Source organism: Actinosynnema sp. NPDC037264 (genome assembly GCF_055603705.1).
The window spans coordinates 218,917-243,965 of record NZ_JBVJVK010000007.1; the positions used below are offsets into that span (position 1 = coordinate 218,917).

28 protein-coding genes are annotated in these 25,049 nt (G+C 74.3%); 17 read left to right on the forward strand and 11 right to left on the reverse strand.

The features are described 5' to 3' along the window. Nucleotides 1–166 precede the first annotated feature (166 nt). Complete coding sequence (locus ACZ7GX_RS11915) at nucleotides 167–358, reverse strand: hypothetical protein (protein WP_498775612.1); 192 nt, start codon at nucleotides 356–358, stop codon at nucleotides 167–169. A 472-nt stretch (nucleotides 359–830) separates the two neighbouring features. Here ACZ7GX_RS11915 and ACZ7GX_RS11920 point away from each other — a divergent pair, with 472 nt between their 5' ends. From ACZ7GX_RS11920 to ACZ7GX_RS11930, 3 genes are all read left to right on the forward strand, one after another. Then, complete coding sequence (locus tag ACZ7GX_RS11920) at nucleotides 831–2,192, forward strand: HAMP domain-containing sensor histidine kinase (protein WP_498775614.1); 1,362 nt, start codon at nucleotides 831–833, stop codon at nucleotides 2,190–2,192. A gap of 65 nt (nucleotides 2,193–2,257) precedes the next feature. Then, on the forward strand, nucleotides 2,258–2,452 hold the full coding sequence (locus ACZ7GX_RS11925) for a hypothetical protein (RefSeq protein WP_498775616.1): 195 nt from the start codon (nucleotides 2,258–2,260) through the stop codon (nucleotides 2,450–2,452). A gap of 56 nt (nucleotides 2,453–2,508) precedes the next feature. Beyond that, nucleotides 2,509–3,309: an alpha/beta hydrolase gene (locus tag ACZ7GX_RS11930; RefSeq protein ID WP_498775618.1), complete on the forward strand. Its 801-nt coding sequence runs from the start codon at nucleotides 2,509–2,511 to the stop codon at nucleotides 3,307–3,309. A gap of 1 nt (nucleotide 3,310) precedes the next feature. On the opposite strand, the gene ACZ7GX_RS11935 is transcribed toward ACZ7GX_RS11930, so the two are convergent. Both ACZ7GX_RS11935 and ACZ7GX_RS11940 read right to left on the reverse strand, forming a co-directional pair. Continuing rightward, nucleotides 3,311–3,517 carry a hypothetical protein gene (locus ACZ7GX_RS11935; protein ID WP_498775620.1) on the reverse strand — a complete coding sequence of 69 codons (207 nt, stop codon included), beginning with the start codon at nucleotides 3,515–3,517 and terminating at the stop codon, nucleotides 3,311–3,313. A 267-nt stretch (nucleotides 3,518–3,784) separates the two neighbouring features. Then, the gene (locus tag ACZ7GX_RS11940; protein ID WP_498775622.1) at nucleotides 3,785–4,054 is read right to left on the reverse strand and encodes a hypothetical protein; all 270 of its coding nucleotides are present in this window, start codon (nucleotides 4,052–4,054) and stop codon (nucleotides 3,785–3,787) included. A 104-nt stretch (nucleotides 4,055–4,158) separates the two neighbouring features. Between ACZ7GX_RS11940 and ACZ7GX_RS11945 the strand changes: the two genes are divergently transcribed. Beyond that, nucleotides 4,159–4,485 (forward strand): helix-turn-helix domain-containing protein, encoded by a 327-nt coding sequence (locus ACZ7GX_RS11945; RefSeq protein ID WP_498775624.1) that lies wholly within the window; start codon nucleotides 4,159–4,161, stop codon nucleotides 4,483–4,485. On the opposite strand, the gene ACZ7GX_RS11950 is transcribed toward ACZ7GX_RS11945, so the two are convergent. After that, nucleotides 4,465–6,573, reverse strand: a complete 2,109-nt coding sequence (locus tag ACZ7GX_RS11950) for an amylo-alpha-1,6-glucosidase (RefSeq protein WP_498775695.1) — start codon at nucleotides 6,571–6,573, stop codon at nucleotides 4,465–4,467. The two genes, ACZ7GX_RS11945 and ACZ7GX_RS11950, sit on opposite strands and share 21 nt — an antisense overlap. Nucleotides 6,574–6,581: 8 nt before the next feature. Next, nucleotides 6,582–7,793, reverse strand: coding sequence for a glycosyltransferase family 4 protein (locus tag ACZ7GX_RS11955; protein ID WP_498775626.1), 1,212 nt, complete (start codon nucleotides 7,791–7,793; stop codon nucleotides 6,582–6,584). Nucleotides 7,794–7,923: 130 nt separating this feature from the next. Between ACZ7GX_RS11955 and ACZ7GX_RS11960 the strand changes: the two genes are divergently transcribed. From ACZ7GX_RS11960 to ACZ7GX_RS11970, 3 genes are read left to right on the forward strand one after another with little or no spacing between them, the layout of a single operon-like run. Further along, nucleotides 7,924–8,790, forward strand: a complete 867-nt coding sequence (locus ACZ7GX_RS11960) for a hypothetical protein (protein ID WP_498775628.1) — start codon at nucleotides 7,924–7,926, stop codon at nucleotides 8,788–8,790. 8 nt (nucleotides 8,791–8,798) lie between these two features. Further along, nucleotides 8,799–9,131, forward strand: a complete 333-nt coding sequence (gene cmtR, locus ACZ7GX_RS11965; RefSeq protein ID WP_498775630.1) for a Cd(II)/Pb(II)-sensing metalloregulatory transcriptional regulator CmtR — start codon at nucleotides 8,799–8,801, stop codon at nucleotides 9,129–9,131. Beyond that, complete coding sequence (locus ACZ7GX_RS11970) at nucleotides 9,128–9,802, forward strand: cation efflux transmembrane domain-containing protein (protein ID WP_498775632.1); 675 nt, start codon at nucleotides 9,128–9,130, stop codon at nucleotides 9,800–9,802. Before cmtR ends, ACZ7GX_RS11970 begins: the two co-directional genes overlap by 4 nt. Before the next feature lie 7 nt (nucleotides 9,803–9,809). Here ACZ7GX_RS11970 and ACZ7GX_RS11975 read toward each other — a convergent pair whose 3' ends face one another. Next, nucleotides 9,810–10,469, reverse strand: a complete 660-nt coding sequence (locus ACZ7GX_RS11975; RefSeq protein WP_498775634.1) for a hypothetical protein — start codon at nucleotides 10,467–10,469, stop codon at nucleotides 9,810–9,812. A gap of 106 nt (nucleotides 10,470–10,575) precedes the next feature. Here ACZ7GX_RS11975 and ACZ7GX_RS11980 point away from each other — a divergent pair, with 106 nt between their 5' ends. The 4 genes from ACZ7GX_RS11980 to ACZ7GX_RS11995 all read left to right on the forward strand — a co-directional run bounded on the left by ACZ7GX_RS11980 (nucleotide 10,576) and on the right by ACZ7GX_RS11995 (nucleotide 13,864). Beyond that, nucleotides 10,576–11,220 carry a helix-turn-helix transcriptional regulator gene (locus ACZ7GX_RS11980; protein WP_498775636.1) on the forward strand — a complete coding sequence of 215 codons (645 nt, stop codon included), beginning with the start codon at nucleotides 10,576–10,578 and terminating at the stop codon, nucleotides 11,218–11,220. Continuing rightward, complete coding sequence (locus ACZ7GX_RS11985; RefSeq protein ID WP_498775638.1) at nucleotides 11,217–12,308, forward strand: alanine racemase; 1,092 nt, start codon at nucleotides 11,217–11,219, stop codon at nucleotides 12,306–12,308. The genes ACZ7GX_RS11980 and ACZ7GX_RS11985 overlap by 4 nt, the downstream gene beginning before the upstream one ends. Further along, nucleotides 12,305–13,234: an ornithine cyclodeaminase family protein gene (locus ACZ7GX_RS11990; RefSeq protein ID WP_498775640.1), complete on the forward strand. Its 930-nt coding sequence runs from the start codon at nucleotides 12,305–12,307 to the stop codon at nucleotides 13,232–13,234. The genes ACZ7GX_RS11985 and ACZ7GX_RS11990 overlap by 4 nt, the downstream gene beginning before the upstream one ends. 135 nt (nucleotides 13,235–13,369) lie before the next feature. Next, entirely contained in the window at nucleotides 13,370–13,864 is a 495-nt protein-coding gene (locus ACZ7GX_RS11995) for a hypothetical protein (protein ID WP_498775642.1), read from the forward strand. Between the two features lie 6 nt (nucleotides 13,865–13,870). Here ACZ7GX_RS11995 and ACZ7GX_RS12000 read toward each other — a convergent pair whose 3' ends face one another. From ACZ7GX_RS12000 to ACZ7GX_RS12015, 4 genes are all read right to left on the reverse strand, one after another. After that, on the reverse strand, nucleotides 13,871–14,542 hold the full coding sequence (locus ACZ7GX_RS12000) for a response regulator transcription factor (protein ID WP_498775644.1): 672 nt from the start codon (nucleotides 14,540–14,542) through the stop codon (nucleotides 13,871–13,873). 13 nt (nucleotides 14,543–14,555) lie between these two features. Continuing rightward, entirely contained in the window at nucleotides 14,556–15,128 is a 573-nt protein-coding gene (locus tag ACZ7GX_RS12005; protein ID WP_498775646.1) for a helix-turn-helix transcriptional regulator, read from the reverse strand. Beyond that, complete coding sequence (locus tag ACZ7GX_RS12010) at nucleotides 15,125–15,985, reverse strand: type VII secretion protein EccE (RefSeq protein WP_498775648.1); 861 nt, start codon at nucleotides 15,983–15,985, stop codon at nucleotides 15,125–15,127. Before ACZ7GX_RS12010 ends, ACZ7GX_RS12005 begins: the two co-directional genes overlap by 4 nt. Before the next feature lie 190 nt (nucleotides 15,986–16,175). Next, a complete protein-coding gene (locus ACZ7GX_RS12015; RefSeq protein ID WP_498775650.1) occupies nucleotides 16,176–16,856 on the reverse strand; it encodes an AfsR/SARP family transcriptional regulator in 681 nt (226 codons plus the stop codon). 40 nt (nucleotides 16,857–16,896) lie between these two features. On the opposite strand from ACZ7GX_RS12015, the gene ACZ7GX_RS12020 reads away from it, so the two are divergent. Both ACZ7GX_RS12020 and ACZ7GX_RS12025 read left to right on the forward strand, forming a co-directional pair. Then, nucleotides 16,897–17,553 carry a response regulator transcription factor gene (locus ACZ7GX_RS12020; protein ID WP_498775652.1) on the forward strand — a complete coding sequence of 219 codons (657 nt, stop codon included), beginning with the start codon at nucleotides 16,897–16,899 and terminating at the stop codon, nucleotides 17,551–17,553. After that, complete coding sequence (locus ACZ7GX_RS12025) at nucleotides 17,550–18,797, forward strand: sensor histidine kinase (protein WP_498775654.1); 1,248 nt, start codon at nucleotides 17,550–17,552, stop codon at nucleotides 18,795–18,797. Before ACZ7GX_RS12020 ends, ACZ7GX_RS12025 begins: the two co-directional genes overlap by 4 nt. Here ACZ7GX_RS12025 and ACZ7GX_RS12030 read toward each other — a convergent pair. Further along, on the reverse strand, nucleotides 18,784–19,212 hold the full coding sequence (locus ACZ7GX_RS12030) for a hypothetical protein (protein WP_498775656.1): 429 nt from the start codon (nucleotides 19,210–19,212) through the stop codon (nucleotides 18,784–18,786). The two genes, ACZ7GX_RS12025 and ACZ7GX_RS12030, sit on opposite strands and share 14 nt — an antisense overlap. Nucleotides 19,213–19,276: 64 nt before the next feature. Between ACZ7GX_RS12030 and ACZ7GX_RS12035 the strand changes: the two genes are divergently transcribed. Genes ACZ7GX_RS12035 through ACZ7GX_RS12050 form a run of 4 tightly spaced genes read left to right on the forward strand, consistent with a single transcriptional unit; the run spans nucleotide 19,277 to nucleotide 25,046 of the window. Beyond that, nucleotides 19,277–21,058: a fibronectin type III domain-containing protein gene (locus ACZ7GX_RS12035; RefSeq protein WP_498775658.1), complete on the forward strand. Its 1,782-nt coding sequence runs from the start codon at nucleotides 19,277–19,279 to the stop codon at nucleotides 21,056–21,058. Nucleotides 21,059–21,060: 2 nt separating this feature from the next. Continuing rightward, entirely contained in the window at nucleotides 21,061–22,035 is a 975-nt protein-coding gene (locus ACZ7GX_RS12040; protein WP_498775697.1) for an AAA family ATPase, read from the forward strand. 3 nt (nucleotides 22,036–22,038) lie between these two features. After that, nucleotides 22,039–23,085 (forward strand): DUF58 domain-containing protein, encoded by a 1,047-nt coding sequence (locus ACZ7GX_RS12045; protein ID WP_498775660.1) that lies wholly within the window; start codon nucleotides 22,039–22,041, stop codon nucleotides 23,083–23,085. Beyond that, nucleotides 23,082–25,046, forward strand: coding sequence for a transglutaminase TgpA family protein (locus ACZ7GX_RS12050; RefSeq protein ID WP_498775662.1), 1,965 nt, complete (start codon nucleotides 23,082–23,084; stop codon nucleotides 25,044–25,046). Before ACZ7GX_RS12045 ends, ACZ7GX_RS12050 begins: the two co-directional genes overlap by 4 nt. Nucleotides 25,047–25,049: the final 3 nt, after the last annotated feature.

Here is a 25,049-nt window from a genome sequence, read left to right on the forward strand (position 1 = left end):
GAGGGGCCAGGCGCGCACCCTACCCCCGTACTGTATCCGGGGTTGGGCGGAGGAGGGCCGTAGGCGGGCGGTGATGGGGTGGAGGTCGCCTGGGGTGCGGTGAGGCCGCGGTGGGGAGGGAGCGGTGGCGAGGGAGCGGCCGGGCGAGGTGGGAGGGAGTGGCCCGTCAGTCGGTGCAGCGGAAGCAGAAGTGAGGGCCGACCGGGCGGTCCAGGCCGTGCCAGCCCGCGGCGACGGCCTGTGCCCAGAGCGCCGGCCATCTGGTGGCGGCCTCATCGGGCCGGTTGTGCACACGTCCGCAGTGGTCGCAGATCAGGACGAGCGCGGACACGTGGTGGTCACCGGGGATGGCGGTCACAGTGCGGGGATCGACTTCCTCGTCGGGTGTGGTGCGGGGTGGTGGTGCGGGTGGTGGGGCGGGGTGGTGGGGCGGGGTGGGGCAACCCGGGATTCTTGTGGTGGTGCGGGAGGCGGTGGCTCGGAAACGCCCGCGTCGAACCTTGCGATCAGCTTGCGATCCCCGGCGGGGTGGTCCGGTGTCCGGCAATCTGGTGCAGGTGCGGTGGTTGAGGCTGGCTCGGATCGACGATTTCAGTCCGGCTCGATTTGACATGGGGCCCTTACGGGCACCCCAGGCAGGCCAAAGCCGGGCAGGCCTGGCGGGAAAAGCGTCCGCCAAGCCTGCCCGGCTTCGACCAGCCTATGGCACCCGAACCCATGTCAAATCGGGCCTCGGTGGGGATGCTGCGGGTCCGTTGTGGGCGGGTGGGGTGTGGTGCGTCCGGTGGGTGCGCGGCGGGGGCGTTGTGGGCGGGCGGGAGTGAGGGCTGATGCGTCGGTTCTCGTTGCGGTGGCGGGTCGCGTTGGTCATGGGGCTCGGGTCGGTGTTGTTGACCAGTGCGGTGGCGGTGGCGGTTTGGAATCTCACGGCCGGCTACATGTTGCGCCAGCGGGAGCAGAGCGCGGTGCGGCAGGCCGAGGTGAACGTGAGGTTGGTCGACGCGGCGTTGAGCAGTGGCTCGGACGGGTTGACCGGGTTGTTGACCGGGCTGACCACGGGGCCCGACTCGACCGTGCTGCTGTTCCACGACGGCCAGGTGCTGACCAGCGGGCGGCAGGTGGACGCGCGGGCGTTGCCCCGGAGGCTGGTCGACCTGGGCAGGGAGGGCACGCCCGCCGCGCAGCGGCTCGTGGTGGACGGCATCCCGGTGCTGGCGGTGACGTTGCCCATCGAGTCGACCGACGGGGCCTACGTCGAGTTGGCGCCGCTGGTGCAGTTGGACCGCACGTTCCGCTTCCTCAGCGCCCTGCTCGTGGCGGTCACCGTGGTCAGCGGCTTGCTGGGGGTGGCGCTGGGCTCGTGGGCCAGTCGGCGGGCGCTGCGGCCGTTGACCGAGCTGACCAAGGCCGCCTCCCGGATCGCGTGCGGTGACCTGGGGGCGCGGTTGCCCACCCAGACCGACCCCGACCTGACGTCGTTGGCCGCCACGTTCAACGCGACGGCCGAGGCGCTCGAGCAGCGGGTGCGGCGGGACGCGCGGTTCGCGGGCGATGTCAGCCACGAGTTGCGGTCGCCGTTGACGACCATGGTCAACGCCGCCGAGGTCCTGCGCCGACGCCGCGTGGAAGTGCCGGGCACGGCGGGCAAGGCGCTCGACCTGCTGACGTCCGAAGTGGACCGGTTCGCGCGGATGGTGGTGGACCTGCTGGAGATCTCCCGGGCCGACCAGGGCGCCGAGGACCCGACGTCGGAGACGATCGACCTGGCGACGCTGGTGGCCAACGTCGTCGCGGCACGTCCGGGTGGTCCGGTCGAGGTGGACACCGGGTCGCCGCCGCCGCGGGTGCTCGGCGACCGCCGCCGGCTGGACCGCGCCGTGGACAACCTGCTCGACAACGCCGAGCGGCACGCGGGCGGTGTGGTGCGGATCGGGGTGTTCGCGCGGGACGGCAAGGCGCGGATCGAGGTGGACGACGCCGGGCCCGGGGTGCCGCCCGAACTGCGCGACCGCATCTTCGACCGCTTCGACCGGGGCGCGCGGGCCGGGCGTCGTGGCGCGGACACGGGGAGCGGGCTCGGGTTGGCGCTGGTCGCGCAGCACGTGCAGCGGCACGGTGGCACGGTGCGGGTGGAGGACCGGCCGGGTGGCGGAGCCCGGTTCGTGGTGGAGCTGCCGGAGGCCGGAGGATGAAGGTCGGGAAGACGGAGGGCGGGAAGACGGAGGGCGGGAAGACGGAGGGCGGGAGGACGAAGGTCGTGACGATCTTGCTGGCGGCGTCGGCGCTGGTCGTGTCGGCGCTGGTCACGGGGTGCGGCGTCACCACCCAGGACGAGCCGCAGCCGTTGGTCACGTCCACCGCGAACCCGGTGCCGACGCCGACGCTCACCCAACGCCCCGATCCCACCACCTCGACCACGTCGACCACGTCCGCTCCGACGTCGACCACGTAGGCGATAGCCGGCCCTGTCGGCGGAACGTGCGGCGCGCGGGCCCGGATGATGGGGTGATGCGCAGGCGGGTGTTGTCGGTGGTGGCGGTGGTGGCCATCATCGTGACCGTGGTGTTCGGTGGCGCGTTCGCGTTCCAGCGCAAGCTCATCTACCTGCCGACCGGTGGGCCGTTGCCGAGTGCGGGTGAGGTGTTGGACGGCGGGCGGGACGTCACGTTGACCACGGCGGACGGGTTGGGGTTGGCGGCTTGGCACTTCCCCGTGGAGTCGGCGCGGGCGACGGTGTTGGTCGCGCCAGGCAACGCGGGCAACCGCCGGCTGCGCCTGCCGCTCGCCCGGGCGTTGACGGCGCGCGGGCTGTCGGTGTTGTTGATCGACTACCGGGGTTACGGCGGCAACCCCGGCGATCCGACGGAGGCCGGGCTGGCGCTGGACGTGCGCGCGGCCCGGGAGCACCTGGTCCGCGACGCCGGTGTGCCGGCCGACCGGTTGATCTACTTCGGCGAGAGCCTGGGGTCGGCGGTGGTGGCGGAGTTGGCGGTCGAGCACCCGCCGGCCGGGTTGGTGCTGCGGTCGCCGTTCACGGACCTCGCCTCGGTCGGCGCGCGCCACTACCCGTTCCTGCCGGTCCGGTGGCTGCTGCTGGACGAGTTCCCGACCGAACGGCTCGTGGCGCGGGTGGACGCGCCGGTCACCGTCGTCTACAGCACGGCGGACTCGATCGTCCCGCCCGAGCAGAGCCGAGCGGTGGCGGCGGCGGCACGGGGGCGGTCCGTCGAGGTCACGGGGGCCGACCACAACGACCGCGTGCTGCTGGACGGCACGCGGTTGGTCGAGGCGATAGCCGGGGCCGCGTGAGCTACCAGGCGTCCTCCGGCCCGTCGTCGGGCAGCGGCACGACGCGGTTCTGGTCGGCGACGTCGGCCGGGTCGGCCTCGGGCACCTCCGGCGGCTCGGGGGCGTTCGCCCGGCCGACGGCGGCCTCCTCGTCGATGATCCCGGTGTCGGGCTCGGGCTCGACGGTGCGCAGCTGATCGGGCACGTCGTTCCACGGCTTCTCGGTCACGGTGATCCTCCACAACGGCGCGGGCACAACGGCGCGGGCAGGGCGCCGCCCGCTGCGACCAGCGTCGCAGCGGGCGGACGGATGCGACGTTCAGCAGGGGATTCACACACCATCGGGGGACTCAAACCCGTGGCGCCCGGCGAATCGCGCCACGAGGCGCGGGCCGGGCAACCGCGCCCGGGAAACCGGTGGTGCGAGCACCGTGAAGACCCCCGCTCCCACTCCGGATCACCTCCTCGGATCGATCACGGATCGCTGTTCGAACAGTCACTGTCGAGAGGTGGGGTGGCGGAGGGACCGCTGACGCGGCGGTGGGGATCGCTCGCGCGGGTCGACCCGGTGGGGCGGATGGACCGCGGGAGAACCCGGCCGGTCGGGGTCGGTGGACGGTAGCCGCGCGGTGGACCGGGGGCGGTGCTCGGTGGAGCCGTGGAAGTTGGCGGCGATGATCGCGGCGAACTCGGCGTCGAGCCACTGCCGATCCGCCAGGACCACGTCGGCGAAGCCGGTGGTCCACACGCCACTCGTGCCGATCACGTCGATCACTCCCGGGCCGCGTTCACCTGGTCACTGACCGATATACCTTTCTTATAGCCACCGCTGTAGGTAGTGTCAAGTACCCGGTGGCGGAGGGAGCCGACGTGGCCCTGCACGAACTCGACGACGTCGACTTCCCGGCCTACTCGATCGGTCAGGCGGCCGACCTGCTCGGCGTGCGGCAGGCGTTCCTGCGCAGCCTGGACACCGCCGAGCTGGTGCGACCGCACCGCTCCGCGGCCGGGCACCGCCGCTACAGCCGCAGGCAGCTCGAACTCGCGCAGCGGGTGCGGGCGCTGTTCGACCAGGGCCACTCGCTCGCCGCGACCACGCGCATCTTGGAGCTGGAGGACGCGCTGGCCGCGGCGCGCGCCGAGATCGCCGACCTGCGGGGCAGGCTCGGCGCCGGGTCAGGTGGTCCAGTCGGCTGACAGGCCGGAGACGGCGGCCTTCTCGCCGGTCGCGCTGATGTGCGCGGTCTCGTCGCCCAGCCTGAGGTCGGTCAGGGTCAGCTCGCCCCAGCGCGGTGGCAGGTGCGGATCGGTGGTCAACGTCCTGTTCGGCACGTGGGGCTCCAGGCCCAGGCAGGAGCGGACCAGCAGCAGCGGTGACGCGCTGGCCCACGCCTGCGGCGAGCACGACGTCGGGTAGGGCACGGGTGGGCTGAAGTCGTCGCGGGAGAAGCCGCAGTACAGCTCGGGCAGGCGTCCGCCGAACGCGGCGGCGGCGTCCAGCAGGCCGTCGGCCAGGCGGTGGGCGAGGTCGACCGCGCCGGGCAGGTGGGCGTAGCGCAGCAGCCCGGCCACCGCGATGGCCGTGTCGTGCGGCCAGACCGAACCGTTGTGGTAGCTCATCGGGTTGTAGGCGCCCATCGAGGACGCGAGCGTGCGCAGGCCGTAGCCGGTGTCCATGTCGGGCTCGGCCAGCCGCCGGATCACCGCGGCCGCGTGCTCGTCGGTCGCGATGCCCGACCACAGGCAGTGGGCGACGTTGCTGGTCAGCGCGTCGACGGGCTGCTTGCGGCCGTCGAGCGCGATGGCGTACCAGCCCCGGTCCGGCAGCCAGAACGCCTCGGCGAACCGGTGGCGCAGCTCGTCGGCGCGGTGGCGCAGGCGGGCGGCGGTGACCTCGTCGCCGAACCCCTCGGCCAGCTCCGCCCGCGCCCGGAACGCCGCGTACGCGTAACCCTGGACCTCGCACAGCGCGATCGCCGGGATGGCGGGTCGGCCGGAGGCGTCGTTGACGCCGTCGAAGCTGTCCTTCCAGCCCTGGTTGGCCAGGCCCCGGTCGGTGGCCCGGCGGTACTCCACGAACCCGTCGCCGTCGCGGTCGCCGTACCGGTCGACCCACGCGAGCGCGGCGTCGGCGGCGGGCAGCAGGGAGCGCACCACGTCGGGGTCCGCGCCCCACCGCCAGACCTCGGCCAGCAGCATCACGAACAGCGGCGTGGCGTCGACCGTGCCGTAGTAGTGGTTGCCGCCCAGCACCGCCGTGCTGTCCGGACCCAGCCGCAGCTCGTGCAGGATGCGGCCGGGCTCCTCCTCGGTCAGCGGGTCGACCACCTTGCCCTGCGTCTCGGCCAGGGTCTGCAATGTGCCCAGCGCCAGGCCGACGTCCAGCGGCAGCGCCATCCACGCGGTCAGCAGGCTGTCGCGGCCGAACAGGGTCATGAACCAGGGCGCGCCGGCGGCGACGAACGGTCGGCCGTCGCGCGTCGGGTCGTGGATCTGGAGCGCGCCGAGGTCGCTCTCCGTGCGGCGCAACACCCCCGTCAACACCGGGTCGCTCGCGGTGACCAGCGTGCTGGCCGCGCGCCACGCCCGGATCTTGCGCGCGGGCCCGCTGGCCTCGATCCGCTCGCCGCGGTGGAACTGGGGCTGCACCGGCCGGCCGGACACGGTCGGCTGCACGGCCACCTCCGTGGACCACCGGCCGCCGGCGGGCACGACCACGTGCCAGCTCAACGCGCCCGGCACCACCACGGGCTCGGCGGTGGCGGTGACCGACACCCCGCGCGAGCCGTCCTTGCGGTCGCGCAGCACGAGTTCCGACCCGGCGGCGGTGGTGTCGGAACCGCCGTGCGCGACCCGGCCCTCCTTGACCGCGAACAGGTCGGCGAAGTCGGCGTCCACGTGCAGCTCCAGCCGCACGGCGGTGGCTTCCCGGCCCAGGTTGTCGACCGTGATCGTCTCGCGCATCCCGTCGCCGACCAGCCGTTCGCGCACCAGCAGCAGGGTGCTGTCGGCGAGGCCGGCGGCGGGTGGGCGGCGCAGCGCGAACCGCGCGGCGAACGCCTCCGGGTGCGAGACGGACAGCGGGTGCGGCGTGCGGCCGTCCAGCCGGAGCTGCCAGCGCGACACCACGCGCGCGTCGCGGAAGAACAGGCCGTGCGGCGTGCCGGGCTCGATGTCGCCGGTGCCCGTCGAGAGGCAGAAGGTGCTGCCCTCGACCAACGTCGTGGTGCCGCCGACGTCGCCGGTGAACGCCGGCTCGCCCGCGTTGAGCGGTTCCGGTGGCAGGTCGGCCGTCACGCGCGGTCCCCCGAGGCGTGCAGGGCGGGCCCGCCGTCGGTGTTGCGCTGGTAGACCCGGTCAAGCGCGTTGTCCAGCGCGGCGTAGTCGCGGCGCAGAGCGGTGAGCGAGCCGTCGGTGTCGAGCGCCGCCCGGTAGGCGGCCTCGTAGCCCGCGCCGAGGCCGTCGACGTCGAAGCGCGCGGCGACGTGCGCCCGGCAGGCGGCCGGGTCCAGGTCGCGCACGTCGCGCAGCGCGGCCACCAGTTCCTCGGGATCGTCCCGGACCAACCCGGTCACGCCGTCCACCACCACCTCCGGCACCGCGCCCGCCCGCAGCGCCACCACCGGCGTCCCGCAGGCCATCGCCTCGATCATCACCATGCCGAACGGCTCTTCCCAACGGATCGGGAACAGAAGACACCGCGCGGCGGAGAGGAGGTTGCGCTTTTCGGTCGCATCGGCGACGCCGAAGACGTGGTCGCGCTCGGTCAGCCGGGGGCGGACCTCGGCCTCGAAGTACTCCTTCTCGATCGGCTCGGCGCACTTGCCCGCCAGGACGAGCGGCACACCGGCGGCGTGGGCGGCCTCCAGCGCCAGGTGCGGCGCCTTGTCCGGGTGGAAGCGCCCGAGGAACAACGCGTAGTCCTCTTTCCGGGAGCGGAACGGCCAGTCGCGCAGGCGCAGCGCGTTGTGCACGGTGGCGACCCAGTTCAGCTCCGGCGCGAGCACGCGCTGCCGGTCGCTGATCGCGACGAGACCGACGTCCTCGCCCAGTTCCCGGTAGTAGCGGCGCAGGTCCGCGTCGACGGGGCCGTGGACGGTGGCCACGGTCGGCAGGCCCATCGCGGCGAACGCGGGCGCGTTGAGCGGACCGGCGAGGGTGTGGTCGTGCACGACGTCCAGGCCCTCGGCGGCGGCGAGCCGTGCGATCTCGCGGCGGACCGCCGCCGCGTGCACGACTTCGGGGAACGGCTCGCCGAGGCGTTCGGGGATCGTGCGGTCCCAGACGGGGACGAACCGGGCCCTGGTGCCGGGTCGCCCCGCGCCGAGCAGGGTCACCGAGTGACCGCGGGCGACGAGCGAGTCGGCGAGATCGGCGACGACGGCCTCCACGCCGCCGTAGGCCTTGGGCGGCACGTCGAAGTACGGTGGGGCGACGAGCGCGACGCGCAACCGGTCGCGGACGGCCTGGTGGGAAAGCGTTGCGGTGGAAGACAGGTTGCTCAAGTCGACCTCCGAGGCGGCAGGCGGACCACTGTTGGCACTCTTCGACCGAGAGTGCTAACAAAGATCGTGGGCGGTGCGCAACACCCACCGCCGCGAACATGACGTCGATCACGGGAGAGGTGCAGCGGTGGTGGCGGTGGACGGAGACCTGGTGCCGTTGCGGGCGGACTTCGACGTCGTGTGGCGCGGGTACGACCGCGGCCACGTGCGGCGCTACGTCGAGGGCGTCGAAGCCGAACTCCGCGTGCTGGCGGTGGATCGCGACGCGGCCGAGGCCCGGGCCGACGACCTCGCCCGCCAACTCGAGACCGCCCGCGCGGAGATCCGCGTGCTGCGGGAGCACGTCGACCGGATCTCCCGCACGCCGATCGAACCGGACGCGCTCACCGAGCGGTTGCGGCGCATGGCGGAGCTCGCGCACGAGGAGGCGGCCGAGATCACCGCGCGGGCGCGGGCCGTCGCCGAGAACCACTGGGCCACCGCGGAACGGGCCGCGACGCGGGCGCGCGAGCGGTCGGAACGGCTCGTCGCCGAGCTCGACGCGCAGCGGCGGCAGGCGGAGGCCGAGCACCGGAGGTCGATGCGGGAGGCCGGTGAGCGGATCCTGGCCGAGACGCGGGAGGCCGAGCGGCGCCGGCGTGAGCTCGACGAGCGGGCGGCGGCCGTGCGCGAGGAGGTCCGGGTCGACTTCGAGTTGGCGATGGCCGCGCGACGGGCCGAGTCGGCGGCGGCACTGGCCGCCCAGGAGGCCGCCGCGCGGGCGCGGGCGGATCAGCTGGTCCGCGCGGCGGAGGAGCACGCGCGGCGGATCGTGACCGAGGCGCGGCAACGGGTGGACGAGCTGCGCGCCCGGCGCGACCGCATCGCCGCCGGGTTGCGCGACGCGCGGGAGCTGCTGGCCGAGGCGAACCCGTTGCTGCACGCGCCGCTGGACGAGATCCCCGCCCAGCGAACGGGCTCGGAGCCCGTCCCTGAAAGTACAGCGGAGGCTGTATAGTTCTGCTGGTGCTGACGTGTGAAAGGCGCGAGACGGCGCTCGCCCGGCTCGGCCGGGCGCTGGCCGACCCGACCCGGTGCCGCATCCTGGTCGCCTTGCTGGACGGTCCCGGCTACCCGGCGCGGTTGGCCGAGCAGTTGGGCCTGAGCAGGTCCAACGCCTCCAACCACCTGTCGTGCCTGCGCGGCTGCGGGCTCGTCGTGGCCACCTACGAGGGTCGGCAGGTGCGCTACGACATCGCCGACCCGCACCTGGCCCGCGCCATCGGCGAGCTGCTCGACGTGGTCCTCGCCGTCGACCCGACGCAGGACTGCGTGGACGACGCGGTGGTCGCGCGATGACCGCCGAGACGTCACCCACGCCGACGTCCACGTGCGCGGACGGCTGCTGCGCCGTGGAGCCGAAGCCGGTCCTGGCGCCGGACCGCCGCGCCGCGCTCACCCGGCGGGTCCGCCTGCTGGTGGCCGCCACGATCACCTACAACGTCGTCGAGGCGGTGATCGCGATCAGCGCCGGCACGATCGCCTCGTCGACCGCGCTGATCGGCTTCGGCCTCGACTCCGTGGTGGAGGTCGCCTCCGCCACCGCCGTCGCCTGGCAGTTCTCCGCCAAGGACCACGAGGCCAGGGAACGGGTCGCGCTGCGCGTGATCGCCCTGTCGTTCTTCGCGCTGGCGCTCTACGTGGCGGTCGAGTCCGTCCGCGCCCTGCTCGGCGCTCAGGCCGCCGACCACTCCGCGGTCGGCATGGTCCTCGCCGCCGTCTCGCTGGTCGTGATGCCGGTCCTCTCGCGCGCCCAGCGCACGGCGGGCCGCGAGCTCGGCTCGACGAGCGCCGTCGCCGACTCCAAGCAGACGTTGCTGTGCACGTGGCTGTCCGCCGTCCTGCTGGCCGGGCTGGTCCTCAACAGCACCCTCGGCTGGTGGTGGGCGGATCCACTGGCCGCGCTCGTGATCGCCGCCGTGGCGGTCAAGGAGGGCCGCGAGGCCTGGCGCGGCGACCACTGCTGCTGACGCGCGGCTACCCGGCCCCGCCGAGGCCGAGCCGGCCGCCACCGCCCGGGAGCGGTGGCGGCCCCGGGCGCACGAGCAGCACCACGTTCACGCCGGCCACCAGCACCAGTCCGGCGAGCGCGACCCAGAAGCCCACCGCCGTGCCGACCACTTCGCCCGCCCGGCCCACCACGTCGACGCCTCGCGCGGACGGCAGGTGGACCAGCCAGGTCGCCTCCTGCTCCGCCAGCGAGACCAGCCGGCCCACCAGCGCGACCTCGGTGGCCACCAGCAGCGCGGCCGCCACCGACGCGACCGCCGCCGTGAGGATCGCCCGCAGCCTCCACACGCGCACGAACATGGTCAACAGGCCGAGGCCCATCACGACCGCCGTCGCGATGCCCCACACCCGCACCGCACCCCTCGGCGCCGCCTCGCTCGCCATGCCCGCGTTCGCCTCCGGCGACAGCTCGAACACCCCGCTGACCGAGAAGTCGGGATCGCCGCCGGTGACCACGTCGGCGCCCGACACCGAGACGCTGACGGCTCCCGACCCCTCCGGGAGGTCGGCGGGCAGCGAGCACGACGCCGTCGCCATGGGCAGCACCAGGAACAGCAACGCCACCAGCAGCAAGCCGGTCGGCCCGGCCCACACCTGAACCCGCTTGACCTCGCCGTCCGCCGCCATGAGAACGCACGCTAGGGCGCGCTCGCACCGCTCCCCACGCCGTGGCCGCAACCGGCCGGCTCAGACAGAGTGTCCAGAAGCCGGACTTTGTGTCTAGACTGCGGGCATGACGGCGGACGTGATCCTCGCTGCGCTCAAGGGCGTGGTGCCCGGGTTGGCGGCGACGTTCGGGCGGTCGTGCGAGGTGGTGCTGCACGACTACCGGCAGCCCGACCACTCGGTGGTCGCGGTGGCGGGCGACGTGACCGGGCGGCGCGTCGGCGGGGCCATGAGCGAGATCGGGCTGGCCGTGCTCGCCGCCGGCGACGAGGCGGTCGACGAGCTCAACTACCTGACCCGCACGCCCGACGGGCGGTTGGTCAAGTCGTCCACCATGCCGTTGCGCGACGAACACGGCACGGTGTTCGGCGCGCTGTGCGTGAACCTGGACGTGACGGCGTTGCGCCAGGTCGGCGACCTGCTCGCGGACCTGGCCGGTGGTGGCGGCGCGCCGACGACCACGACGTTCAGCGACGACGTCGAGGAGGTCGTCGACGCCGTCGTGCGCGCCGAGGAACTGGCCTTGGCCAAACCGGTGGCGGGCCTGGGCAGACCCGAGCGCCTGCGCCTGCTGCGCGCCCTCGACCGGCGTGGCGTGTTCCACCTGCGCGGTGCGGCGCCGAAGGTCGCGGCACGGCTCGGCATCTCGCGCGCCTCCCTCTACGCCGACCTGGCCGCGTGCCGGACCGAACCGACCGATGAGGAGCGATGACCCCCTACCTGCTCGTGGACGAGGCGAAGGTGCGGCGCAACGTCGACCGCCTGCGCGCCCACCTCGACGCGCTCGCCACCCCCCTGCGCCCGCACGTGAAGACGGCCAAGTCGGTCGACGTGGCCCGCTTGGTCTTCGACGGCGGCACGGGCCCCATCACGGTCTCGACGCTGCGCGAGGCCGAGGCGTTCGCGGACGCGGGGTTCACCGACATCGTCTACGCGGTCGGCATCGCGCCGGCCAAGCTGGACCGGGTGCCGGCGCTGCGGCGGCGCGGCGTGGACCTGGTGGTGCTGCTGGACAACGTCGCGCAGGCCCGTGCGGTGGCGGAGGCGTCGGCCGCGTCCGGGATCGTGATCCCGGCTCTGATCGAGGTCGACTGCGACGGCCACCGGGGCGGCGTGCTGCCCGGCTCCCCCGACGTCGCGGAGATCGCCGCCGCGCTCGACGGCGCGGAACTGCGCGGCGTGCTGACCCACGCCGGCGAGTCGTACTTCTGCTACACCCGCGACGCCCTGGTGAAGGCGGCGGAGGCCGAACGCGCCGCCGCCGTCCGCGTGGCCGAGGACCTGCGCGCGGCGGGGCACGCGTGCCCGGTGGTGAGCATCGGCTCGACGCCGACCGCGCACGCCGTGACCGACCTGACCGGCGTGACCGAGGTCCGCGCGGGCAACTTCGTGTTCTTCGACCTGGTGATGGCGGGCATCGGCGTGTGCTCGGTGGCCGACCTCGCGCTGTCCGTCGTGGTCACGGTGATCGGCCACCGACCGGGCCGGATCATGACCGACGGCGGCTGGATGGCCACCTCGCGCGACCGCGGCACGTCCCGCCAGCCGGTCGACCAGGGCTACGGCCTCGTCGCGCCGCTGGACGGCCCGCCGTTCGAGGACCTGCTGATGACCGACGCCAGCCAGGAGCACGGCACCCTGGCGATGCGGCCCGGCAGCGACCGGCCGCTGCCCGACCTGCCGGTCGGCACGCAGGTCCGCGTGCTGCCCAACCACGCGTGCGCCACGGCCGCGCAGCACGACGCCTACCGGCTCGCCGGCGACGCGGGCACGACGTGGGAGCGGGTGAACGGCTGGTGATCTTCCTGTCGGAGGAGGAAACGCGCGCGCTGGTGACCCGGGAGCTGGCCTACGAAGCCGCCCTGTCGGCGTTGCTGGAGGCGGCGGACGGCGGCGTGCAGTTCCCGGCCGTGGTCGGTCACGGGTCCTCGCCCGCCAACCGGTTCACCGTCAAGTCGGCCGCCGCGGCGCGGGCGGCCGGGGTGAAGATCGGCAGCTACTGGCCGGGCAACACCGAGCGCGGGCTGCCGCGGCACAACTCGGTGATCCTGCTGTTCGACCAGTCCACCGGCCGGATCGCGGCGGTGATCGAGGCGGGTTTCGCGAACGCGTTCCGCACCGCCGCGGCCGACGCCGTGGCCGCCGACGTGCTGGCCCGGCCGGACGCGCGGTCGTTGGCGGTCTTCGGCACGGGTCCGCAGGCGTGGCACGAGTGCGTGGCGCTGGCCCGCGTGCGCGACCTGGCGGTCGTCCACGTGGTGGCGCGTGACGCCGGCCGGGGTGCGCGGTTCGTGGCCGACCTGGCGGCCGAAGGGCTGCCGGCGGTGCTGACCGGGGCCGAGGAGGCGTGCCGGTCGGCGGACGTCATCGTCACGGCGACGACCGCCCGCGCCCCGCTGTTCGAGGCGGGGTGGGTGCGGCCGGGCACGCACGTGGCGAGCATGGGCTCCGACGGCAAGGGCAAGCAGGAGCTGCCGGTGGAGCTGCTCGCGTCCGCACGGCTGTTCTGCGACTGGCCCGCGCAGTCCGCGGCGATCGGCGAGTTCCAGCACGTGCCCGACGCCCGGCCGACCGCGTTGGGCGACGTGCTCGCGGGCCGTGCGGCGGGTCGGACGTCGCCCGAGGACGTGACGGTGTTCGACAGCTCGGGCATCGCGTTGCAGGACCTGCACCTCGGCGTGGCGCTCCTGCGCGCCGCCGGGCTCACCCCGCCACCAGCGGGGTGACCGCGGGTCGGGTGCGGCGTCGCGGACGGTCGCGGAGTCCACTGTGGACTCGTGGGCGCGCCGCTCGGACCGTGCGGCTTGGCAGGTTCCGGCCGTGGCGGGGGAGGTCGCGGGGAACCTGCCACGCTTGACGGCATGACACCCTCCGCTGTGGACCGGCTGCTGCTCGCCGGCGGGCTGCTCGCCGCGCTGGCCACGGCGGGCTGCGACACCGTGTCAGGCACCGCCGTTCCCGCTCCGATGACCAGCACCACGACCACGACGACCACCACCACTCCGCCGGCGCCGACCGCCGCGGACGGCACGAACTACGCGGCGTGCGCGGACGGCACGTGCGAGGTGGCGTTGTCCGGCCCGGTCGACATCCCGCTGGGCGGGGCGGCCGGGCCGGGCACGTTCGCGGTGCGCGCGGTGCTGGCGGACGGGATCGAGTTCGAGCTGACGTCGGCCATCGGCGGTGGCAGCGGTTCGCTGAAAGGGCACTGCACGGCCACGTTCGTGCCCGGTGGCGGCGGCATGTCGTGCTCGAACAAGCCGTCCCCGCCGCCCGAGCCCCGCGCGGGCGTGCTCGCCGTGCAGATGGTCGGCGTCACGGGCGGGACGGCGGTCGTGCGGCTGGTCACCGGGTGACGCGGCTCAGCCGAGCTGGTAGCCGACCTGCCGCACGGTGTGGATGAGCGGCGGCTGGCGCAGCTTGCGGCGCAGCCCGGCCATCAGCACGTCCAGCACGTTGGTCGCGGGCTGCGCCATCTCGTCCCACGCGTGCCGGATGAGGTCGGCGCGCGACACCGGCCGCCCCGCGTTGGCCAGCAACAGCTCCAGCACCAGGTACTCGCGCCGGGTCAACGTCAGCAGCACGCCGGCGCGCCGCACCTGGCGCGCGCCGGCGTCCAGCTCCACGTCCGCGTGCCGCAGCACGGCGGGCCGCTCGATCTCGCGGCGGTGGCACAGCAGGCGCACCCGCACCACCAGCTCCTCCATCGCGAACGGCTTCACCAGGTAGTCGTCGCCGACCTCCAGGCCCTCCACCCGGTGGCCCACGCCGTCCAGCGCGGTGAGGAACAGCACCGGCACCCGCAGCCCGGACCGCCGCCCCTGCCGGACGTAGGCCAGGGTGTCGACGCGGCCCGACGTGCCGCGGGCGGGAACCATGCGGTCGAGCACCGCGCAGTCGTAGGAGTTGACCGCCAGCGCCTCGTCCGCGCTCGCCAGGTCCGCCGCCGTGTCGACCGCGAAACCCGCGCCCCGCAACGACACCGCCACCGCGAACAGCAGGTCCGTCTCGTCCTCGGTCACCAGGATGCGCACGTCACCACCGTAGTCACCCGGCGCGTTGCAGCAGCCAGCCCCGGTCGGCGGCCTTCGCGCCCGCCTGGAACCGGCTGCGCGCGCCGAGGCGGTTCATGATGTCGGCGACCATGCGCCGGACCGTGCGGACCGAGACGTCCAGCCGGGCGGCGGCGGCCTCGTCCGTGCTGCCGGCGAACAGCAGGGTCAGCAGCTCCTGCTCGCGCCGGGACAGCTCGCAGTCGTCGGCCACGTCGTAGGCGGCCACCGCCTCCGGCCAGACCCGCTCGAACAGCTCGACCGCCGCGCGCACCACGCTGGGCAGCCGGAACACCGCGACGCCCTGGTCGGCCGGCAGCACGGCCGCGACACCGTCGACGACGACCGCGTCCATCGGGACCTGCGGCAACGTGCGCACGTCGCACGGCGCCAGGGCCAGCGCGGAGGGCCGCAGCGCGTCGGGCAGCAGGACCCGGTAGCGCACGCCGCGCCGCAGGTTGGCCTGGTCGATCCGGCGCAACGACATCCCGCCGGTGGCCATCACGACGACTTCCGCGCGGGCCTTGGCGAGCAGCGCGTCCACGCCGGTCGGCAACACCTTGATCACAGGACACCTCCGATGAGCAGCGAGGCGGCGACGCCCCGGGCGTGCAGTCCATCCAGTCGTTCGAGTCGTACGTGTGCGGAGAGCACGCCGACGGCCGCTTCCACGGCGGCTTCGGCGGCTCCCGCGATGCGCAGCACCGCGTCGTCCGCGGTCAGGGCGACGGTCACCGCGACGCCGGGCGCGGCGGTGAGCAGCCAGTCGACGGCGGCGCGCGCGGTCGTGCCGGGCAGCCGGAAGCAGGCCTGCGCGACGGGCCCGCTGTGCCAGTAGCGCCAGTCCTCGCGGACTTCGCGGTGCCCGGTCACGTGACCGAGCGCGGCGATGGTGGTGACCAGGTCCTCCTCGGCGAGCAGGTCGGTGGTCACGCCGCGGCGGCGCAGCTCGCGGCGAGTGCGGCGGGTCGAGTTGCCGAGCACGCGGACCACCTCGTCGTCGTGCCAGAGCTCCGGCGTCCGCTTCGCCTGCACCGCGACCCAGGCCCGCGGTCGCCGCACCTGGCCGCGCCCGACGTGCAGGACGACCCGGACGTCCGGCCCGGCCAGCCCGGCGAGCACGCGGGGAGCGGCCAGCCGCGGTCGCAACACCGCCACCACCCCGCCGGGCCCGTGCACGTGGTCCCCCTCCACCCACGCGCCGGGCGCGACGACCTCCAACAACCCCCCGCTGCGCCGCCGCCGGACCCGGAACGCCACGTACCGCCCGACCCACTCGGACACCCACCGCCGCCGCCACCGGCCCAACGCCGAGACCAGCACGACCGCCGCCGCGACCCACAGCGGAACCGCCACGGGCCAGGGCGATCCGACCCCGAACAGCACCGCGAGCACGGCGAGTTGGGCGCACACGAACCTGGTCATCGCGATCCCCCCGACACCCGGACCCGGTTCGAGCGGGCAGGACGAACGCCGGGCCCGCGGACCACGCCACCCGAACCGCGTGCCACACCGCCACCCGCCCCCGAACCGCGGCCCGGCACCGACAACAGCCCAGCCGTCCATCCCACACCGACACAGACACCAACACCGGCACCGCGAGCACGACCCCGCATCACGCGGCCACCTCCCGGCGCGCCCGCACCAGCTCCGGCCCCGGCTCGACACCCAGCTCGGCGGCCAGGAAGTCGCACACCCGCTGGTACTCCGACAGCGCGTTCGCCCGCCGACCGGCCGCGTGCAGCGCCCGGACCAGCCGCGCCCACGCCGCCTCCCGCAACGGGTCCTCCGCGGTCAACGTCCGCAGCACGGCGATCGCCTCGCCGTGCCTGCCCACCGCCGCGTACGCGTCCGCCAGCCGCTCCCGCAGCTCCCACCGCAGTTCGCGCAGCCAAGCCGTCGCCGCCAACGCCGTCTCCGCCCGCAACTCCGCGAACGGCGCTCCCCGCCACAACTCCAGCGCCGACGTCAGGCAGTCGACGGCCTCCGGCGGGCTCACCCGAGCGGACCGGTCCAGCAGGGCACGGGCGACGTCGGCGTCCACCTCGCCCGGCGCGACGTGCAGCCGGTAGGACCGCGGCCTGGCGTCGATGCGCCCCGCGGGCACGACCTGCCGGAGCTGCCAGACGTAGGTGCGCACGTTCCGCGAGGCCGACGGCGGAACGGCCTGTTCCTGCCAGATCTCGTCGATCAGCTCCTCTAGGCTGACCCAGGCGTTAGCGTGCAGGAGCAACGTGGCCAGCAGGGTGGCGGGCTTGCGCGGCCCGTCTTGCGGGCCGAGGACTCGGAAGATCACGCCACGAACGATCCGTCACGACACATGAGGTTCTGATGACATGCGGGTGATGGTGGTGGAGGACGACGAGAACCTCCGGGTCGCCGTGGCGGCCGAGTTGCGCGGCGCCGGGCTGGACGTGGACACCGCGGCCGACGTCCCCGCCGCGGATCGCGCGTTCGCCCGCACCGACTACGCGTGCGTGGTGTTCGACCGGATGCTGGGCGACGACGACGCCATCGACTACGTCCAGCGACAACGCGCACGCGGCTGGACGACGCCGGTGCTCTTCCTCACCGCGCGGGACACCGTCGGCGACCGGGTGGCGGGCTTCGCCCACGGCGGCGACGACTACCTGGTCAAACCGTTCGCCGTCGAGGAGTTGACCGCCCGGGTGCACAAGCTGTGCCGCCGCGCGGGCGTCGGCCGGCCGGCCGTGCTGCGCCACGCCGACCTCGAGGTGGACTGCATCCGGCACGAGGTGCGCCGCGCCGGCGTGCTGCTGTCGTTGTCCGGCCTGGAGTTCGCGGTGCTGGAGTACCTCGCCGCGCACGTCGGCCAGGTGGTCACGCGCACCGACCTGATCGAGCACTGCTGGGACGACGAGCCCATGGCCAACGTGGTGGAAGCCGTGATCAAGAGACTGCGCCGCAAGCTGCACGGGCCCGAGCTGATCCACACCGTCCACGGGCACGGCTACCGGCTGGGCGCCGCGTGAGCGGCGGCGCGAGCGGCTCCGCGGCGCGCTTGCGCAGCCTGCGACGGCTGCTCACCGTGCTGTTCACCGCGATGAACACCGCCGGGCTGCTGGTGTTCGCCATCCTGGTGATCCAGAACGACGGCGAGCAGGGCATCGACAAGCTGGACGCCGACCTGCACCGCGTCACCGACGTGGTGAGCAGGCTCATCGACTACGACGACTCGTTGATCACCGCGGACCTCGTGGGCGACCCCGTGAACCGCAACTGCCCCCAGTTCGTGATCCTCTCCGGCGGCGCCACCCGCGAGTTCGGCAGCCACCGCAGCGAACGCACCTGCGTGAACGCCGACATGGGCGTGCTCAGCGCCCTCGCGACCACCGCCGTGAGCCAGGAAGTCCTGGTGACCGGGCCGAAGGACGGCCTGCGGGTCCGCGCCCAGCCCGTGAAGACCGCGGACGACGAGGTGGTCGGCGCGATCGTCGCCTACACCGACCTCGCCCCGGAACGGGCGCGCCACCTCGGCACGGTGTGGCGCGTGGTCGGCGGCTGCCTGGTCCTGGTGATCGCGCTCGGCCTCGCCGGGCACGTGCTGTCGGGCCGCGCGATCCGGCCCGCCGCTGCGGCGTTGGAGCAGCAGGAGGTGCTGCTCGCCGAAACCGCGCACGACCTGCGAACACCGGTGGCCGCGCTGCGCGCGTTGGCCGAGACCGCGATGCGCAACCCCGACCAGCACGCCGAACTGCTGCCGCGCACGGTGGGGCTGGCCGCGCGGATGGGCGGCATCATCGACGGCCTGCTGGTCCGGGCCCGGCTGGCGGCGGGCGTCGAGCACCTGGCGATCCAGCCGATCTGGCTGGACCAGCTCGTCGCGGTGGTGGTCGAGGAGACGCCCGCGCCGGACGTCGAGGTCACCGTCGCCGCCGCGCCGACCATGGTCAACGCCGACCCGACCCTGCTGCAACGCGCGATCGGCAACCTGCTGGCCAACGCCCTGCGGCACGGTCGCCGCCCGGACGGCGACGCGAAGGTGCACATCACCGTCGCGGGCGGCCGGGTGACGGTGGCCGACAACGGGCCGGGCATCGACCCGGAGGCGGCCGAGCGCGTGTTCGACCGGTTCACCACCTCCGGCGCGTCCGCCGGGCTCGGGCTCGCGATCGTGCGCTGGGTCGCCCTGGCGCACGGCGGCACGCTGCGGGTCTACAACGCCGAGGAGGGCGGGGCGATCTTCGAGCTGTCCCTGCCGGTCAGCGGACCGTGAACGTCTCCCACGGCTTGAGCCGCACCCAGTCGTCGTCCAACCGGTACGCGAGGTAGTACGTGTACCGGCCGGGGCTGTCGAAGGAACGCCGGAACGCGATCTCCTGCGTGGTCGTGCCGATCGCGTGGTCGCGGATCTCGTCGAAGTCGTGCGAGGTGTTGGTGGAGCGCTGCACCACCTGGACGGTGAGCGCGCGCACGGTGATCGGCCGGTCGGCGGCGACCGAGGCGCGCACCACGACCTCGTCGCCCGCCTCGGGCAGCCGGGGTTCCAGGCTGAGCGTGGCGACGACGGTCGGCGTCGGCGGCAGCTCGGCGACGGGGACGTCGCGCTCGCCGGTCAGCACGACCGCGAGGACGAGCACCACCACCAGCGCCGGCACGCCGAGGAGCAGCAGGAACCGGGAACGAGACAAGGGCTGGACCGTTTCTGTATCGGGTGCCATACGCTACGTGATCGCAGACTAGGGGGTCGGTGTTATGGGGATATCCGCGAAGTGGCGTGGCCGGGCGCCGGTCGCCTTGTTGACCGCGGCCAGCCTCACCGTGGTCGGCTTGGCCATCGGTGGCGCGTCCGGCGTGCCGGAGCTGGAGTTCCTGAAACCGGGGCACTGGGTGCTGAACTCGGCGCTGGGCAAGGTGTTCCACGTCGACGGCTCGACCAAGCAGGTCAACGCCGAGGTGGCCGTGCCGGGCGCCGACCGGGGCAGCCTGGTGGTGCAGAGCGACACCAGCGGCTACGTCGTCGGGCGCGGCAAGTACACCGAGTTCGGCAAGTCGACGCTGCGGGTGGAGGGGACCACCGCCGCGCCGACCGACGACGAGGTGCCGGTCGCGCTGGAGGTCGCGGGCGGCCCGTACCTGGTCTACCGCGAGGCGGGCAAGGTGGTGCGCCTCGGCACCGACCACGCGGAACCGATCTCGACCAACGAGCCGCTGGGCAACCCCGTGGCCACCCCCGACGGCACGGTGTGGCTGCACTACAAGCAGAGCGGCCGGCTGTGTCGGTTGTCGCCGGGCACCACCGCGCCGTCCTGCCCGGCGACGGTGGCGGAGGGGCACACGGGCGGGCTGTCCGTCGTCGCCGACAAGCCGGTGTTCGTCGACACCACGTCCGACACGATGCACCTGGCCGAGGACATGAGCCGGATGAGGCCGCTCGGCGCGGACGTGCCCGACGACGCGAAGATCGGCCCCGGTGACGTGGCGGGCCGCGTGCCGGTGCTCGACCCGAGGGGCAAGCTGCACCTGGTGGACAGCGCGGACGTGGTCGGCGACCGCCCGCCGGCGGAGACCGTCGTCGTGCAGCTGGAGCCGGGCGACTACACCGCGCCGTTGACCACCGGCACCACCGTGGCGGTGCTCGACCAGCGCAACGGCACGCTGCACACCTACGACAGCACCGGCGGCAAGCACCAGAAGACGCCCGTGCCCGCCGAGCGCGGCACGCCCAGGTTGACCAAGGGCGACGACACGCGCGTCTACGTCGAGAGCGGCGAGGGCAAGCACGTGCTCATCGTCGACCCCGAGGGCAAGGTGACGCCGGTGCCGGTGAACGGCACGCAGCTGTCCGCGTCCCGAGGGCAGTCGCCGACGGAGACGACGACCCAGACGACCGACCAGCCGGTCGGCACCCAGCCACAGGCCCCGCTGCCGACCTCGCAGCAGCCGACCCGCCGGCAGACGCCGCCACCGCCGCCGGTGGTGCCGGCCAGCCCGCCGGGCGCGCCGAGCGGCCTGACCGCCACCGCGGGCAACGGCACCGCGTCGCTGGCCTGGGGCGCGGCTCCGGACAACGGCGCGCCGGTCACGGCCTACCACGTCTCGTGGAACGGCGGCGCGCAGACGGTCGGCGGCGGCACCCGCGCCTTCACCGCGAACGGCCTGGCCAACGGCACCGCGTACACGTTCACCGTGACCGCCCAGAACTCGGCCGGCCGGGGTCCGGGCTCCCAGGCGAGCGCCACGCCGTTCCAGGTGCCCACGATCACGATCTCGCGCGGCGCGGACAGCAACGACGGCTGCGAACCACCGGACTGCTCGCTGATCCACATCGAGATGCGCGGGTTCGCGCCGAACACCGACTACGACATCATCCCCTACTCGACCAAGTGGGGACAGTTCAACACCGGCCACGGCACCCGCACCGACGCGCAGGGCAACAAGACGACCAGCCGGTTCGCCTTCAGCGGTGTCGGCCAAGAGGTGTGGGTGGTCGCCGGTGGCGTCACCTCGAACCGCTTGTACTGGGAGGACCGGTGACCGTGCCCAACCCCACCGCGCCCAACCCCACCGCGCCCAAGGCGACCCGGGCGTACCAGGCCATCGCGGACAACGTGCAGCGCGTCGTGCGCGGCAAGCCCGAGGTGGTGCGGTTGGCCGTGGCCGCGTTGCTGGCCGAGGGGCACCTGCTCGTCGAGGACGTGCCCGGCCTGGGCAAGACCACGTTGGCGCGCTGCCTGGCGCGCAGCGTGGGCGGCACGTGGAGCCGCATCCAGTTCACCCCCGACCTGCTGCCGGGCGACGTCACCGGTGTGACCGTGTACCACCAGAAGACCGAGCGGTTCGAGTTCCACCCCGGCGGCGTGTTCGCCAACGTGGTGCTGGCCGACGAGGTCAACCGGGGCACGCCGAAGACCCAGTCGGCGCTGCTGGAGGTGATGAGCGAGCGGCGGGTCACGGTCGACTCGACGGCGCACGAGGTGCCGCACCCGTTCCTGGTGGTGGCCACCCAGAACCCGATCGAGATGGAGGGCACGTACCGGTTGCCCGAGGCGCAGCTCGACCGGTTCCTGATGCGGTTGTCGGTCGGGTACCCGGACCTGGCCGCCGAGGTGCTGGTGGTGATGAGCGACGCCGCGCGGGTCGGGCCGGACGACCTCGAACCGGTGATCGACGTCCCCGCGCTGCGCGAGGCGATCACCGAGGTCCGCGGCTCGCACCTCGCGCCCGCGATCGTCGAGTACGCCGTGCGGCTCGCGGCGGCCACCCGGGAGCACGCCGCCGTGCGCTGGGGCGCGAGCCCGCGCGGCAGCATCGCCCTCGTGCGGGCGGCGCAGGCGTTGGCCGCGACCGAGGGTCGGCTGTTCGTGACGCCGGACGACATCAAGGCCGTGGCCGAGCCGGTGCTGGCGCACCGGTTGGTGCTGACGCCCGACGCGGAGCTGAACCAGCGGCGGCCCGCCGAGGTGGTCGCGGAGGTGCTCGGCACGGTCGCGGCACCGCTCGCGGCGGGCTGACCGGTGCGGTTGACCCGGCGCGGCGTCGCCGTGCTCGTCGTGGCCCTGCTGTGCGGTGTCGGCGGTCTGGTGGCCGGCTACCCGTTGTTCCAGGCGTTGGCCGGGCTGTCGGTGGGCGCGGTGCTGGCGGCGTTCCTCGTCGCGGCCCGTCGTCCGCGCGTCGACGTGCGGCGTGACGTTTACCCCGACCGGGTCGAGCGCGGCAAACCCGCGCTGGCGCGGCTGGACGTGCGGCACGCGGGCGGCGGCTTCACCGCGCGGGACCGGTGCGGTCCGCACGTGCGCGCCGTGGTCGTGCGGGCGGACGCGGTGTACCGGTACGAGCTGCCGACCACGTCGCGCGGCAGGCACACCGTCGGCCCGCTGGCGATCGAACGCGCCGACCCGCTCGGCCTGGTGCGCAACCTGGTGGACACCGGCGACACGGTGACGCTGTGGGTGCACCCCCGGCTGCACCCGGCGCGGCCGTTCGCGGGCGGCTACCGGCGGCACCACCACGACGGCCCGACCACCGACCAGTCCCCGCGCGGCTCGCTGGACCTGCGCGAGGTGCGCGAGTACGTGCCCGGCGACGAGGTGCGGCTGGTGCACTGGAAGGCGACCGCGCGGACCGGGAAGCTGATGGTGCGCGACTACGCCGACCCCGACCAGCCGCGGTTCACGCTGCTGCTGGACACCCGGCACGCCAAGGGTTTCGAGGAGGCCGTGGAGATCGCCGCGTCCCTGCTGCACGCGGGTGTCGTCGCCGGTCGGCACGGCCGGCTGCTGACGCCGTGCGGGGTGGACGTGACGGTGCGGGGCGGTGTGGTGGGCGCGCGGCGGTTGATGGACGAGCTGTGCGTGCTGGACGTGCGGCCGGGGTCGGCGTTGCCGTCCCGTCCGCCCGGCAGCCTGGTGGTGGTGACCGCGGGTCCGCTGGACGCGATCGCGCCGTTGCGGCCCGATGTCGTGTTCTCGCTCGGCGGTCCCGGCGAGGTCGCCGACGCGCGGGTGATCTGGGCGCCGGACGCCGAACGGGCGGTGCGGCGGTGGAACGAGGCGGTGGGGTGAGCGTGGTCGTGCGGGGATCGGTCGCCGTGTACGCGGCCGCCGCGGTGGCGGGTCTGCTGTTCGGGCCGGTGTTCGGGGTCGGCGCGTTGCTGCTGCCGGTCGGCGCGGCGCTGCTGCCCGCGTTGGGCGTCACGTTGTGGTTGCGGTCGAGTGAGGCGTGGCGTGCGGTGGCGGCGGCCGTGGCGGGGCTGGCGGGGCTGCTCGTGGCGTTGCGCGCCGACCCGTCGGCGGTGCTCTCGGGCGTGACGGGGTCGTGGCGCCTGGCGTTGCAGACGACGTGGCCGGCGCGGCCGGAGCCCGAGGTCGTCGTGTTCGTGCCGCTGCTGGTGCTGGCCGCCGCGGTGTTCGGGGTCGAACTGCTGCTGCGGCTGCGCGCGCCGCTGGTCTCGCTCGTGCCCGCGTTGGGCGTGGTGGTGTTGAGCCAGGCCTACGCGGCGGCAGGTGGGGTGGCGGCGATCCTGGCGGCGCTCGCGTTCGCGGCGTGCGGTGTGGTGGTCGTGGCGCGGGACGTGCCGTGGGCGGCCGTCGCGCTGGGCGTCGTCGGCGCGGTGGCGCTGGGTGCGGTGTCTACGGGTCCGGCCTGGTCGTTGCGGACGGGTGAGTCCGCGCCGCTCGCGTCGCCGCGGGTGGCCAGTCCGCTGGACCTGGTGGCGTCGCGGTTGGCCGACCCGTCTACGCCGGTGTTCGAGTACGCGTCGGCCGACGCGGAGCCCGTGGACCGGTGGCCGATCGCGGTGCTGGACGAGTTCGACGGGGTGAACTGGACGCCCGGCGGCGAGCTGCGGCGGATGGGCGCGGGGCTGCCGGACGACGTCGGCGGTTCGGTCACCCGGTCGGCGCGGGTGGAGCTGCTGGGGTCGATGGGCGGTCCCTGGCTGCCGAGCCAGCCGCGTCCGGCCGCCGTGGACGGGGTGGACGCGCTCGTCGACCCCGCGCGTGGCACGTTGCTGGCGGAGCGGCCTTCGACGTACACGGTGACGTGGTGGGAGCCGCGGGTCGACCCGGTGTCGTTGATGGGCAAGGCGATCGACCCGGCCGCGCCGGGCGGGTTCGCCGGTGTCGGCGCGGTGCCGGCCGGCGTGGAGGCGGTGGCGCGGGACGCGGTGGCCGGCATGCGGTCGTCGTTCCAGACGGCGTTGGTGCTGGAGCAGTTCATGCGCCGCGAGTACGAGCTGGTGACGTCCGGCGACCTGCCGACCGGGCACGGTTGGCCGCAGTTGGAGCGGTTCCTGCTGGTCGACAAGCGCGGCACGAGCGAGCAGTTCGCGGCGGCCTACGTGGCGATGGCGCGGCTGCTGGCGATCCCGGCGCGGCTGGTGGTCGGGTTCGCCGGGTCTGGTGACGAGTCGGTGGTGCGCAACGGTGACGCCATGGCGTGGCCCGAGGTGGCCGTGGCCGGTGTCGGGTGGGTGGCGCTGGACCCGACGGGGTCGGCGCGGGTGTCCTCGGCTTCGGCGGGGTTGGCCGAGGTGACGGAGGAGGCGCGCGACCAGCTGCCGCCGGTGGAGGACCTGGCGCCGCCCGTGCTGCCGCCACCGGGCGCCGGCGACGTCGCCCCGCCGGTGCGGGTGCCGTGGGGGGCGTTGCTGTGGTTGGTCGTCGTGCCGCCGGCGGGGTGGTTGGTCGGCGTGCCGCTGGTCGCCGGGGTGCGGTCGTGGCGTCGGCGGCGTTCCGGGACGGTGGCGGACGCGTGGGCCGAGGTGCGGGATCGCCTGCGGCGGCACGGGGTGGCGGTGACGTCGGCGATGACGGTCCGGGACGCCGCGGTGGCAGCGCGGCCGGTCGTCGACCGGTCCACAGTGGACGCGTTGTCGGGCCTGGCGATGGCGGTGGACGCCACGATGTGGTCGGGTGCGCCGGTCGACGCGCGGGTGCACGCGTGGGCCTCGGTGCGGGCGGTGCGGTCCGGGTTGGCCCGTCGTCCGCTGAAGGCGCGGTTGCGGGCGCTGCTCCGGTACTGAGCC